Source organism: Propionibacterium sp. oral taxon 192 str. F0372 (assembly GCF_000413315.1).
Classification (GTDB): domain Bacteria; phylum Actinomycetota; class Actinomycetes; order Propionibacteriales; family Propionibacteriaceae; genus Brooklawnia.
Window position 1 is genome coordinate 2,053,583 of the sequence record NZ_KE340297.1, and the last position, 12,905, is coordinate 2,066,487.

General features: G+C 61.8%; 10 protein-coding genes and 1 tRNA gene. 7 read left to right on the top strand and 4 right to left on the bottom strand.

The annotated features are described in order from the left end of the window. Positions 1-101: 101 nt before the first annotated feature. Complete coding sequence (uvrA, locus tag HMPREF1531_RS09560; RefSeq protein WP_036897681.1) at positions 102-3,044, top strand: excinuclease ABC subunit UvrA; 2,943 nt, start codon at positions 102-104, stop codon at positions 3,042-3,044. A gap of 225 nt (positions 3,045-3,269) precedes the next feature. On the opposite strand, the gene HMPREF1531_RS09565 is transcribed toward uvrA, so the two are convergent. Further along, a tRNA-Met gene (locus HMPREF1531_RS09565) sits at positions 3,270-3,346 on the bottom strand. A gap of 182 nt (positions 3,347-3,528) precedes the next feature. On the opposite strand from HMPREF1531_RS09565, the gene HMPREF1531_RS09570 reads away from it, so the two are divergent. The 6 genes from HMPREF1531_RS09570 to serA are packed head-to-tail and all read left to right on the top strand — an operon-like array spanning position 3,529 to position 9,647. Further along, positions 3,529-5,034: an ABC transporter substrate-binding protein gene (locus HMPREF1531_RS09570; protein ID WP_036897684.1), complete on the top strand. Its 1,506-nt coding sequence runs from the start codon at positions 3,529-3,531 to the stop codon at positions 5,032-5,034. A gap of 2 nt (positions 5,035-5,036) precedes the next feature. Continuing rightward, complete coding sequence (locus HMPREF1531_RS09575; RefSeq protein ID WP_016669750.1) at positions 5,037-5,990, top strand: ABC transporter permease; 954 nt, start codon at positions 5,037-5,039, stop codon at positions 5,988-5,990. After that, complete coding sequence (locus HMPREF1531_RS09580; protein WP_016669751.1) at positions 5,987-6,802, top strand: ABC transporter permease; 816 nt, start codon at positions 5,987-5,989, stop codon at positions 6,800-6,802. Before HMPREF1531_RS09575 ends, HMPREF1531_RS09580 begins: the two co-directional genes overlap by 4 nt. Next, entirely contained in the window at positions 6,799-7,623 is an 825-nt protein-coding gene (locus HMPREF1531_RS09585; RefSeq protein WP_016669752.1) for an ABC transporter ATP-binding protein, read from the top strand. The genes HMPREF1531_RS09580 and HMPREF1531_RS09585 overlap by 4 nt, the downstream gene beginning before the upstream one ends. Beyond that, a complete protein-coding gene (locus tag HMPREF1531_RS09590) occupies positions 7,617-8,396 on the top strand; it encodes an ABC transporter ATP-binding protein (RefSeq protein ID WP_442852414.1) in 780 nt (259 codons plus the stop codon). The genes HMPREF1531_RS09585 and HMPREF1531_RS09590 overlap by 7 nt, the downstream gene beginning before the upstream one ends. 54 nt (positions 8,397-8,450) lie before the next feature. Further along, complete coding sequence (serA, locus tag HMPREF1531_RS09595; protein ID WP_016669754.1) at positions 8,451-9,647, top strand: phosphoglycerate dehydrogenase; 1,197 nt, start codon at positions 8,451-8,453, stop codon at positions 9,645-9,647. Between the two features lie 154 nt (positions 9,648-9,801). Here serA and HMPREF1531_RS09600 read toward each other — a convergent pair whose 3' ends face one another. The 3 genes from HMPREF1531_RS09600 to aroA are packed head-to-tail and all read right to left on the bottom strand — an operon-like array spanning position 9,802 to position 12,891. Beyond that, the gene (locus tag HMPREF1531_RS09600; protein ID WP_016669756.1) at positions 9,802-10,632 is read right to left on the bottom strand and encodes an inositol monophosphatase family protein; all 831 of its coding nucleotides are present in this window, start codon (positions 10,630-10,632) and stop codon (positions 9,802-9,804) included. A gap of 9 nt (positions 10,633-10,641) precedes the next feature. Next, on the bottom strand, positions 10,642-11,661 hold the full coding sequence (gene rsgA, locus HMPREF1531_RS09605; protein WP_016669757.1) for a ribosome small subunit-dependent GTPase A: 1,020 nt from the start codon (positions 11,659-11,661) through the stop codon (positions 10,642-10,644). Next, positions 11,662-12,891 carry a 3-phosphoshikimate 1-carboxyvinyltransferase gene (gene aroA / locus HMPREF1531_RS09610; RefSeq protein WP_016669758.1) on the bottom strand — a complete coding sequence of 410 codons (1,230 nt, stop codon included), beginning with the start codon at positions 12,889-12,891 and terminating at the stop codon, positions 11,662-11,664. It abuts the gene before it with no gap. Between the last annotated feature and the right edge of the window lie 14 nt (positions 12,892-12,905).

A 12,905-nucleotide genomic window follows, 5' to 3' on the forward strand; every position in this document is an offset into this window, starting at 1 on the left:
GGGGCCCTCCCCTCAATGAGTACGTCGCATATGCACACTAGCGGTTGCCACCGGCCGTGCACAGAACAAGTTTTGTCGGCGGCCACGAATACGATGGCACCGTGAAGGACAGACTGATCATCTCGGGGGCCCGCGAACACAACCTACAAAATGTCTCGCTCGACCTGCCCCGTGACTCACTCATCGTGTTCACCGGCTTGTCCGGCTCCGGGAAATCATCCCTGGCCTTCGACACCATCTTCGCAGAAGGACAGCGCCGTTACGTCGAATCCTTGTCAGCTTATGCCCGCCAGTTTCTCGGGCAGATGGACAAACCCGCCGTTGACTTCATCGAAGGCCTATCACCGGCGGTGGCGATCGACCAGAAGTCCACCTCGCGCAACCCGCGGTCCACCGTCGGCACCGTTACCGAGATCTACGACTACCTGCGCTTGTTGTTCGCCCGGATTGGTCACCCGCACTGCCTGACCTGCGGGGCGCTGATCTCCAAGCAGACCCCGCAGCAGATCGTCGACCAGGTGCTCGCCATGCAGGAGGGTACCCGCTTCCAGGTGCTGGCCCCGGTAGTGCGTGGACGCAAGGGTGAATACTTGGAGCTGTTTCGTTCCCTGGCCTCCGATGGTTATGCCCGGGTTCGGGTGGACGGGGAGAATCACCAGCTGAGCAACCCGCCAGCTCTGGACAAGAAGCGCAAACATGACATCGACGTGGTAGTCGACCGGCTGGTCGTCAAGACCTCGGCCAAACAGCGCATCACCGATTCGGTGGAGACCGCCCTGGTGCTGGCCAAGGGAATCGTCGTTCTCGACTTTGTAGATGTGGCTGTCGGCGATCCTGCGCGGAGTCGTTCTTTCAGTGAAAAACTCGCTTGCCCCAATGGCCACGACGTCGCGATGGATGAGATGGAACCCCGCCAGTTTTCCTTCAACTCCCCGTGGGGAGCCTGCCCTTCGTGTACCGGTCTGGGCACCACCCTGGAGGTTGATCCCGACCTCGTCGTCCCCGACAAACTCAAGTCCCTGTCCCAGGGAGCCATCGCCCCGTGGGCATCGGCGGCCACCGCTTCCTACTACAAGCACGTCTACGCTTCGATCGCCGATGAGCTCGGGTTCTCCGTCGATACCCCTTGGCAAGACCTTCCTTCCGGTGTTCGTCGCTATCTACTCAACGGCAACGACGATGCGGTAGTGGTCAAGTACCGCAACCGTTTCGGTCGAGTGCGTTCCTTCACTCAAAAATACGAAGGAGTGCTGCCTAATGTGCGTCGGCGTTACGACGAATCCGAATCCGACGCGGCTCGCGACAGGTGGGGAGCCTATCTGCGGGAGATTCCGTGCCTGGCTTGTGATGGGGCGCGTCTGAAACCCTCCTCGCTGGCCGTCACGGTGGCCGGGCGCAACATCAGCGCGGTGTGCGCCATGTCCATCGATCAACTTGCGGGGTTCATCACCGCACTTGAACTCACCGAGCGGGAGTCGGCGATTGCTGCATCGGTGGTTCGGGAGATCTCCGTCAGGCTCCGGTTCCTGCTCGACGTCGGCCTTGACTACCTCACCTTGGCTCGCTCGGCGGGCTCCCTGTCGGGTGGGGAAGCCCAGCGTATCCGGCTCGCAACTCAGATCGGCTCTGGGCTGACCGGCGTCCTCTACGTTCTCGACGAGCCGTCCATCGGATTACACCAGCGAGACAACCGGCGCCTCATCGAGACTCTGGAACGATTGCGGGATCTCGGCAACACCTTGGTGGTGGTCGAACATGACGAGGACACCATCCGTGCCGCAGACCATGTGGTTGACATCGGGCCTGGGGCAGGTGAATACGGTGGTCACGTCGTGGTGTCGGGAACCGTGGCCGACATGGTCGACAACCCGGCCTCGATTACCGGTGCCTATTTGTCGGGAAAGCGGTCCATCGCTCTTCCTGAGCGCCGGCGACGGGGCAGCGGTGAGGTGATCGCAGTGCTGGGGGCCACCGAGAACAACCTAAAGAATGTCGATGTTGCCTTCCCGCTGGGCTGTTTCGTGGCGGTCACCGGGGTTTCGGGTTCTGGGAAGTCGTCGCTGGTCAACTCGATCCTGTACACATCCTTGGCCAAGACTCTCTACTCGGTCAAGGAAGTCCCCGGCCACCACACCGGCATTACCGGAGCCGATGCGATCAACAAGATCGTCCATGTCGACCAATCACCCATCGGCCGCTCACCAAGGTCGAATCCGGCCACCTACTGTGGGGTTTTTGACAAGATCCGGGCCCTGTTCTCCCAGACCCCCGAATCCAAGGCCCGCGGTTACCAGCCGGGGCGGTTCTCCTTCAACGTCAAGGGTGGCCGGTGCGAAAATTGCCAGGGCGACGGCACGATCAAAATCGAGATGAACTTCTTGCCCGATGTCTACGTCCCCTGTGAGGTGTGTCAAGGGGCCCGGTACAACCGGGAGACCTTGGAGGTGACATACAAGGGCAAGTCGATCTCCGAGGTACTCAACATGCCCATCGAGCAGGCTGCCGAGTTCTTCGCTCCCATCCAGGCGATTGCCCGTCACCTGAACACCTTGGTTGATGTAGGGCTGGGTTATGTACGCCTGGGGCAACCGGCTACCACATTGTCGGGCGGCGAGGCCCAGCGGGTAAAACTAGCCGCGGAACTGCAACGCCGTTCCACCGGACGCACCATGTATGTGCTCGACGAACCCACAACAGGCCTTCATTTCGATGATATCGACAAGCTCCTCTCGGTGCTGAACAGGCTGGTTGACAGCGGAAATACCGTGGTGGTCATCGAACACAACCTGGATGTCATCAAGACCGCCGACTGGGTGATCGACATGGGCCCCGAAGGTGGTTTCCGGGGTGGAAAGGTGGTGGCCGAGGGCACGCCCGAGCAGGTTGCGGCGGTGAAGGCCTCACACACTGGTCATTTCCTAGCCGAGGTCCTCGATGGCAAGAAGGTGCCCCTCGAGCCCGGGCAACCGGAAAAGGTCACCGAGCCCGTGAAAACTGCCAAACCGCGACGAAAGGCCACTCGCAAGCCGAAGGATGCTGCCTGAGTTGCCTGGTAGCGGGTTGCTTGCCACGTTCCCGGGAGGGAGGACGCGCTTGCTATCGGTGGCGGGCACCGCCTTTGGAACCACCAGCCGAGGCACCTATGTGAGCTGAACCACCAGAAGCAGAAACATCGATTTAGCTGTGTTTGCTGAGCTACCTAGTGTCTCACCCACGGTTGCATTGCATATGCCAAAGGGCTTCCAGATCAGATCTGGAAGCCCTTTGATTGGTAGCGGGGACAGGATTTGAACCTGTGACCTCTGGGTTATGAGCCCAGCGAGCTACCGAGCTGCTCCACCCCGCGGTGACTCAATGAAGTATAACCCATATAGTCTCCAAGAGCCAAGCCAACGGTCGGCAATCGCTCCGTTACGGTGGTTATCTCGCTTGTCGACATGCCTAATGCTGTGCTTGCACTCCTCGACTGGGGCGCTCGTAGACAGAGCACTAGACTCTGGGGCAACCTACAACCCGTACGGGAGGATCATGCGCACCACAGCTGCTCGGGTCGTCGCTGCGACGATCAGTGCCGTACTCACGGTAGTGTTGACGGCATGCGGGGGCACCAGTGCTCCTGCCGATCGCCAACTGGTCGTCGGAGTGTCGACCAGTCCTTCATCCCTTGATCCGACCACCGCCGACGGTGCCGCGATCTCCCAGGCCTTGCTGTACAACGTCTACGAGACCTTGGTGAAGATCAATGATACCGGTGATATCGTGCCGTTGTTGGCTAAGGAATGGTCGGTCTCTCCAGACGGCACTTCTTACACCTTCGAGTTGCAGCCTCGCGCAACCTTCGCCTCGGGTGCTCCCGTCGATTCCCACGCGGTGATCGCATCGCTGCAGCGCATCATCGACGATCCTGCAGTGCTGCCGATTCTCAAAAAGAAGATGGAACCGGTTTCCTCGATGACTGCAGTCGACGCGGACACCGTGCAGGTGCAACTGAACCAACCCTCCAACTCATGGCTGTTCGATATCGCCGAACGTGCAGGCATCATCATGGATCCGAACTCCCATGCGAATGCCGCATCCCAGCCTCAAGGCTCCGGTCCCTTCAGGCTGGACAATTGGACCCAGGGTGACGAGATAAAGCTCGTGCGTAACAGCAGCTACTGGGGCACCGGCACCAAACTTGCCGGGATCACCTTCAGGAAGTATGCCGACCCGAATGCGATGAATGCTGCGATGCTGTCGGGAGAGCTTGACATCATCTCCAACGTCGCCGCTCCCGAGGCGCTGTCCCAGTTCAGCGACAAGCGTTTCACCGTCTTGGAAGGCACCTCGACGGGGGAGATCATCCTCGCCTACAACCACGCATCGCCGGCCCTGTCGAACCTTCAAGTGCGCCAGGCGATCAACTACGCCATTGACCGTAAGGCACTGCGTGATTCGGTGTGGGCAGGCAAGGGTGAACTGATCGGCTCCATGGTTGCCCCCACCGACCCGTGGTATCAAGATCTGTCGGGGGAATACCCCTATGATCCGGCCAAGGCCAGGGAACTGCTCGCCGCATCCGGGATTACCGATCTCAACCTGCGGTTGCGCATCCCCACCCTGCCTTACGCCCCCGGTGCGGCCTCGTACATTACTTCCCAGCTGGCAGAGGTGGGCATCACTGCCACCGTCGATCAACTCGAGTTCCCTGCCACGTGGGTGCAGACCGTCATGGTGGAACGCAACTATGACATGACGATCATCTCCCACACCGAATCACGGGACATCGCCAACTTCGCCAACCCCGGGTACTACTGGAACTACAACAACACGGCGGTTCAGGAGAGCATCGCCGCAGCCAATGTGGCGCCCACCACCGCTGAGCGTGACCAGCTGATGGCTCAGGCAGCGAAGCTGATCTCGGATGATGCGGCGGCTGACTTCCTGTGGTTGCTGCCCAACCTCGTGGTCACCACCTCTGACGTGACCGGGGTAGGGGCCAACGCGGTCTCTCTGTCCTTCGATATGACGGCAGCGGCGGCACCGCCGAAATAAACATGCGAACCCTGAAGTTGTTGGGCAACTTCCTGATCTGTCTGGCGGTTGCCTCCGTTGTGGTGTTCGCCGTGGTGAACCTGCTGCCCGGTGACATTGCAGGGGTGATCCTTGGTCCTAACGCATCCCCGGAGTCGGTGGCTGCGCTGCGGGAACGCATGGGTCTCGATGAACCCTTGGTGATGCGCTATGTGACATGGATGGGCACCCTGTTGTCCGGGCACGTGCCGCGCTCAGCCTTGTCTGGGGCCCCCGTTGGTGCAGATATCGCCGGACGGTTCGCAGTCACCGGCTGGCTGGTGTTCTTCGGTATGGGCGTGGCTATCTGTCTGGCCTTGCCGATGGGGGCTTGGGCGGCACTCAATAGACATCGCCCCAGCGGCTGGCTGGTGTCGGGATTCGCTCAATTCGGTATGGCTATTCCGGCCTTCATGGTTGGCATCTGTTTGACCATCATCTTCGGCGTCAAATTGCGCTGGTTTCCCGCCAACGGTTACGTCGAGGCTTCCACCTCGGTTACTGGTTGGCTGTCCCACCTGGTGCTGCCCTCGATCACCCTGGGTGCGGTACAAGGAGCGATCCTGGTGCGCTACGTGCGGTCGGCTTTCGTCGACGTGTTACGCACCGACTGGTTCCGCACCGCACGCTCGGTGGGGTGGCGGCGCTGGGCAGCGGTGTGGCGCCACGGGTTACGCAATACCGCCCTGCAACTGGTCACTGTCGTCGGCTTGCAGGTGGGAAGCCTTTTTGCCGGAGCCATCGTCGTCGAATCCGTGTTCGCCATTCGCGGCATCGGCACCTATCTGCTGCAGAACGTGAGCAACCGTGACTTGCCGGTGGTATCCACCATCGTGCTGATGCTCGTCGCATTGGTGCTGGTGGTGAATCTGCTGGTTGATCTCAGCTACGGATTCATTGATCCTAGGCTGCGCAACCGCAGGAGGCTTGGACGATGAAACGAGCAGTACTGTGGGCCGGGGCGACGTTGGTGGCCCTAGTGGTCTTGGCCTGCTTGGTTTCGGTGGCCTGGCTGCCGACGGATCCGAACACAGTCGGCACCCCGACCTTGGCCCCGCCTTCGGCCGATCACCCGCTGGGCACCGACAATTTGGGCCGTGATCTGGCGGCCAGGCTGCTGGTAGGGGCTCGTTCCTGTCTGCTCGTCGGGGTGGTCGCGGTGTCGATCGGCGCGGTGATCGGGGTTCCGTTAGGCATCATCGCCGGTGGCTCCCGTGGGGTGGCGGCCACAGTATTGATGCGCGGGGCCGATATCGTCTACGCATTCCCCGCACTGCTTCTGGCGATCCTGCTGGCCGCGGCCAGGGGACATGCCTCGACCTTCACCGCGATGGCCGCCATCGGGCTGTCCACGATTCCCGCATTCATGAGGGTCACCCGCTCCGCAGCCGTTGATGTGCTCGCCCAGGATTACGTGATGGCCGCTCGAGGCGCGGGTTTCGGGCTCGGGCATATCGCGCTGCGTCACGTACTGCCGAATGTGGCCCCCGTCGTGCTGGTACAGTCCTCCTCGGCATTTGGGGTGGCTATCTTGGCCGAAGCTTCCTTGTCCTATCTGGGGCTCGGCACCCCACCCACCACCCCCTCGTGGGGGCGGATGATCTACGAGGCCCAGTCGTTCGTCTATTCCGACATCCAACTTGCTGCGCTGCCCGGAATCTGTATTGCAGCCGCGGTACTTGGCTTCAACCTGCTCGGTGACGGCCTGCGCGACTTGCTCGACCCCACCTTGAGAGAGATCACCCGATGATGCTCAAGGTCGACCAGCTCACGGTGCGGTTCGGGCGACGTACCACCCCGGCGATCTCCGGCATCGGATTCCACATTGACCAAGGTGAACGACTCGGGCTCATCGGTGAATCAGGCTCCGGGAAATCGGTCACATCCTTGGCGGTGATGGGGCTGCTGGGTGATACCGCAAGAATCAGCGGTTCCATCCGGTGGAAGGGGGAAGAGCTCGTTGGCCGCTCCGACGCTCACTATTCGAGGTTGCGCGGGGCAGCGATGGGCATGGTCTTCCAGGAGCCCATGACCGCTCTCGATCCGACCATGCGCTGCGGGCGTCAGGTGGCCGAGGTGGTGCGCCTGCACGCCGGCGCCGACCGTGGGCAGGCGCGGGCCAAGGTCCTGGAAATCCTCGCCACGGTGGGGTTGGCTGATCCCGAACGGATCGCCGATTCCTACCCCGATGAACTCTCCGGCGGGCAACGTCAGCGTGTGCTTATCGCCATGGCGATGGTCAACTCCCCACAACTGTTGATCGCCGATGAACCAACAACCGCCCTTGATGTCACAGTGCAGGCGAAAGTGCTGGAGGAACTCGACCGGATGCTCGCCAATACTGGTGCCGGGCTGCTGTTCATCTCCCACGACCTTGCAGTGGTGGCGCGCATGTGCGAGCGCATCGCGGTGATGTACCGGGGTAGCATCGTGGAGACCGGTCGGCTCGACCAGGTGCTCGGTAATCCGCAGCATCCCTACACCGCAGGGCTGATCGCTACTGCCGACATCACCTCAGCCGAACCCGGAAGTCGGCTCCCGGTCATCCAGGACTTCTGGAGGCAATCATGACCTTGCTCGAAGCCCGTGGCCTGGATAAGACCTACCGGCGTTCCGGAAACCCCGTCAGGGCGATACGCTGCATCGACCTCAGCGTGGCATCCGGGGACCGGCTGGGCATAGTGGGGGAGTCCGGTTCCGGGAAGTCGACTTTGGTTAGGATGCTTGCCGGGTTACTGGAACCCAGCTTTGGCCAGGTCCTCTACCGAGGAAATCCGATCAACGGTGCCAATCGAGAACAACTGCGGGAACTGCGGCGCGGGGTGCAGATGGTCTTCCAGGATCCCCGCTCCTCGCTCAACCCCAGGATGCGGATCGGTGATATCATCGCCGAACCTCTGTTCTCACCGGTCCAGCCTCGCAGCATTCGCGCTCACGCTGTTGAACGCGTCGCCGAGTTAATGGACCTGGTGGAGCTCGACGACGTTGCCCCGAATGTCTACCCCCACGAACTGTCCGGTGGGCAACGCCAGCGGGTCGCCATCGCTCGCGCCCTGGCCCCGGCCCCCGAGGTGCTCATCGCCGATGAGGCTGTCTCCGCCCTTGATGTCAGCGTGCGGGCTCATGTGCTCAACCTGATCACCGACTTGGTCGCTACCCAGAACCTCACACTGGTTTTCGTCTCCCACGATCTCACCGTGGTGCGTCACCTGTGCGACCGGATGGTGGTCATGCGTGACGGGGTCATCGTGGAACAGGGCCGTACCGAGGCCATCCATGCAAACCCCACCGACGACTACACTGCCCGGCTCCTGGCTTCGGTACCACGTTTGCCCGGACACTGAGCATGGCAACCGTGGACTGACCACGGTCTGGGCTGGCAAAGCCAGGTGCATAAGATGTCTGGCGTGAAGGCTTTGCTCCTGGAAAACATCCATCCTGACGCCACCCAAGTCCTGCTTGACGCGGGCTACGAGGTGGAGAACCGGCGCGGCGCGCTGGGTGAAGACGAACTCATCAAGGCACTCGATGGAGTCACCTTGCTCGGCATCCGCTCTCGCACCCAGTTGACCGAGAAGGTCTTCGCTCATTCGCCGGACCTGCGCGCCGTGGGTGCCTTCTGCATCGGTACCAACCAGATCGACCTAGAGGCAGCTGCTCGTGCTGGGGTGGCCTGCTTCAACGCACCCTATTCGAACACACGCTCGGTGGTGGAGTTGGCGATGGCCGAGATCGTGGTGCTGGCCCGCCACCTCACCGACAAGAACACCCAGATGCATCAAGGTCTGTGGGACAAATCCGCCGCCGGCTCCCACGAGGTGCGCGGGCGCACCCTGGGTATCGTCGGCTACGGAAATATCGGCTCCCAGCTGTCGGTGCTGGCGGAATCCTTCGGGATGCGCGTCTATTTCTACGATTTGGTGGACAAGCTCGCTTTGGGCAATGCGAAGCGTCTTGACACCCTTGACGAGTTGCTCGCCACCTGTGAGACCATCTCGGTACATGTCGATGGGCGGGCCGGGAATACCGGGATGTTCGGGGCCGAGGAATTCGCCAGGATGCGTCCGCGAACCCTGTTCCTGAACAACGCCCGCGGCGCGATCTTCGATCCCCAGGCCCTGGCCGACGCCCTGCGCTCCGGGCACCTCGCCGGTGCCGCAGTGGACGTCTTCCCGACTGAGCCCAAGGTAGCCGGTGACCTCTTCATGTCGCCACTGATTGGCATCCCAAATGTGATCTTGACTCCGCATGTCGGCGGATCCACCCAGGAGGCCCAGAAGGACATCGGGCAGTATACCGCTAACAAGCTCGTCGACTACGTCTCCACCGGTTCGACGGTGATGGGTGTCTCCCTACCTCAGGTGCAGGTGGCCCCGCAGCAGGGACGCCGCGTGGTGCACATTCACCGCAACGTTCCCGGCGTTCTTGCCAACATCACCAAGGCTCTCAGCGCCCACGATGCCAACATCGCCTTCCAGGCGCTCAACACCAACGCTGAGGTGGGTTACGTGGTGGCCGACGTCACCTCAGCCGAACCCGGACTGGAAGACGTGCTGCGGGAGATCCCCGCGACGATCCGGGTCCGGGTGCTCTGATCACGGCGATCATGACCGTTGAGCGTTTGGACGAGGGTGCTCAATGGTTACCCTACTTCTGGAGTACCGCGTTGATCAACGACTTGACCGTTCAGCCTCGTTCGTGGGGACGAAAAGGCCGCATTGTTTTGGGATGATGCGAGTCGCCCGGTGCTCAGTGCTCGGGCTCAATGACGATCGAAGTCTCCTCGTCGGGAACCTCGACGAAACCAAGCCTGTCGACTAACTCGTCATGCAGCAGCCCGTTAGATGCGATAGCACCTGGCCCCTCGACCCCAGGCTCCCCGTCCAGATTAGTGAAGGTGCCGCCCGCTTCCCGCACGATGATATCCAAGGCAGCCATGTCGTGCAGTTTTAGTTCGGGCTCGGTGGCCATATCGACGATGCCCTCGGCCACCATCATGTACGACCAGAAATCACCGAAGGCCCGGGTACGTCCCGAATCGCGCATCAGGTCGACGAATCCTTGGCCGCGGCCCGAAGAGATCCACCCGTCGACCGAGGAATAGGACAAGAAGGCATCTGAAACCTTGGAGATTTTCGACACGTGTATCCGCTCCGCTCCGATGAGGGACCGTCCGGTGTAGGCACCCTCAGCCTCGGCAGCCCACCAGCGACGACCGAGCAATGGTGCACTGACCATGCCCACTCGTACCTGGCCCTTATCCATCAACGCGATCAACGTGGCCCACACGGGCACCCCGCGCACGAAATTCGCGGTGCCGTCGATCGGGTCGATGATCCACTGGCGGGGTGCCCAACCGGTGTCGTCCATCTCCTCACCGTGTACCGCATCGCGGCGTCGAGCCTGGCCCAGCATGTGCCTGATCTGCTCCTCCACTGCGGTGTCGGCATCCGACACCGCAGTATGGTCCGGTTTCGTGGCGATCTGCAGGTCGCGGGCACGGAACCTCGCCACGGAGATCTTGTCAGCGGCGTCGGCCAGCAGGTGGGTCAATCGGAGATCATCGGTGTAGGAGCCCATGCCGCAAGGCTAGCCCTCGGCAGTGGCAAGGCGCTGGTGGACACCACCGATGATCCGCCGGAAGGAGGACAACCTCTCGGGATCTAATTTGTGATGTGACACCGCCAGGTCTAGGCCGCACTCGGGTGCCGTCCGGTCATGCTGGCATCCCCGGGGGCAGTCCTCAGTGAGTTTCGCCAGATCCGAGAAACCCTTCAAGATCGAATCTGGAGTGACGTGGGATAACCCAAATGACCTGACCCCTGGGGTGTCGATCACCCAACCCGTGGTGGGCAGCTCAAGGGCCATCGCTGATGTGGAGGTGTGCCGCCCTCGCCCGGTGACTTTGTTTACCCGCCCGGTCACTCGATTCGCATCGGGTACTAGCCGGTTGATGAGTGTCGACTTACCTACTCCCGAGTGACCAACCAACACGGTCACATGACCGGTGAGCAGGTCATTGATCCCGGTGAGATCCGCATCGGGTGAGACGGCCACTACCGGAACACCGAGCGGAGAATAGGCCGCCCGGATCTCTGCGGGATCGGCCAGATCGGCTTTGGTGAGACACAGCACCGGAACAATTCCGGCATCATAGGCGGCAACCAGGATCCGGTCGATCATGCCCGGCCTTGGCGGTGGATCAGCCAGGGAGGCCACGATCATCAATTGGTCGGCATTGGCTACGATCGGACGCTCATACGGGTCGTTGTCGTCGGCGGTGCGCCGCAGCACGCTGCTACGTTCGGCGACCTCGACGATCCGCGCTAAAGTCCCATCATTGCCGGATACGTTGCCGGTGAGCCGCACCAAGTCGCCGACGATGGCCGCCTTGCGTCCCAGGGAACGGGTTTTGACGGCGGTCACCAGCGCATCACTCATCCGCACTCGGTAACGACCACGGTCGATGGTGACTACGCGGCCCACCGGGGCGTCGGAGTAATCAGGACGATCCTTGGTGCGGGGCCTGGTACGCCGGGCAGGCCGGGCACGGAAGGTATGGGGGTCGACGTCGGCATAGCGCTCGGCTGTGCGTGATGCCTGTCCCATCTAGACCTGCCCAATCATCGCGGCCCACCTTTCGGTGAAATCGGGCATCGTCTTGGAGACCGCACTGATGTCATCGACCTCGATCCCGTCGACCACCAGCCCGAGCACTGCGGCGAGATGGGCCAAACGGTGATCAGCGTAGGAGCGCAACACCCTAGTAGGGTGCAGCCGTGCAGGGTCGGTGCCCTCAATGATCAGACCGTCGTCGGTTTCGGTGGCATTGACCCCGATTGAGGAGAGCTCCGCAGCAATCGCGGCGAGTCGATCGGTCTCGTGACCTCGGATGTGAGCGACGCCGCTGATCACCGTTCGCCCGCTGACCACCGCACCCATGGCAGCCACCACCGGGACTAGCTCGCTGGCGGCATGCAGGTCAATGCTCACACCATGCAGCGTGCCCTGGTGACTTGCGGTTAGCACACCGTCGCACCAAGTGGTGTGGGCACCCATGGCATCTAGCACCTGACGCATCAGATCACCGGGTTGGGTGGTGTGTTCGGGCCAACCGGGAACCGCCACACTTCCACCCGACAGCACCCCGGCGACGAGGAAGGCAGCCGCATTAGTGAGGTCCGGTTCGATCCGCTGATCGATGGCGGCGATCGGTCCAGGGGCCACCTGCCAGCTGGTGGGCTCGGAGCAGGTCACGACGACTCCGCGGTCACGCAGCATCTTGACGGTCATGTCGATATGCGGTCGTGAAGGAAGTGCGTCTCCGGTGTGTATCAGGTGGATCCCATGAGGCAGACGCGCCCCACTGAGCAGCAGGGCCGAGATGAACTGGGAGGATTCGGAAGCGTTGATGACCACCTTGTGGCCGGTCAACTGTTCGGGGGCGCTCAGGGTGAAGGGTAGGGCATCATTCGAGCACTGCGCACCGAGTTGGCGAAGGGCGTCGACTAGCGGGGACATCGGACGTTGTGAAGCTCGTTCGTCGCCCACGAAGGTGCTTTTTCCGGGGGCAAGAGCGGCGATCGGGGGAACGAAACGCATCACATTTCCGGCTAGCCCGCAATCGATTGATGCAGCGGGAGAGAAGGCCTTCGGTGGGGTGACGAACAGGTCATCGCCGTTGTGTGTGATAGTGACGCCCAGGGCTTGCAGGGCGCCGACCATCAAGGTGGTATCCCGGGCTGCCAGTACCCCCGATAGCCTGCTGGGAGCGTCGGCCAGCGCCGCTAGCACCAGAGCGCGATTGGATTCCGACTTCGAACCTGGAAGTGCGCACACTGCACGAAGAGGTG

What these genes read in the sequence shown, in the direction of transcription:
- HMPREF1531_RS09570 (WP_036897684.1), top strand. Translation starts at nt 3,529, where the DNA reads ATGCGCACCACAGCTGCTCGGGTCGTCGCTGCGACGATCAGTGCCGTA.
- HMPREF1531_RS09575 (WP_016669750.1), top strand. Translation starts at nt 5,037, where the DNA reads ATGCGAACCCTGAAGTTGTTGGGCAACTTCCTGATCTGTCTGGCGGTT.
- HMPREF1531_RS09580 (WP_016669751.1), top strand. Translation starts at nt 5,987, where the DNA reads ATGAAACGAGCAGTACTGTGGGCCGGGGCGACGTTGGTGGCCCTAGTG.
- HMPREF1531_RS09585 (WP_016669752.1), top strand. Translation starts at nt 6,799, where the DNA reads ATGATGCTCAAGGTCGACCAGCTCACGGTGCGGTTCGGGCGACGTACC.
- serA (WP_016669754.1), top strand. Translation starts at nt 8,451, where the DNA reads ATGTCTGGCGTGAAGGCTTTGCTCCTGGAAAACATCCATCCTGACGCC.
- HMPREF1531_RS09600 (WP_016669756.1), bottom strand. Translation starts at nt 10,632, where the DNA reads ATGGGCTCCTACACCGATGATCTCCGATTGACCCACCTGCTGGCCGAC.
- rsgA (WP_016669757.1), bottom strand. Translation starts at nt 11,661, where the DNA reads ATGGGACAGGCATCACGCACAGCCGAGCGCTATGCCGACGTCGACCCC.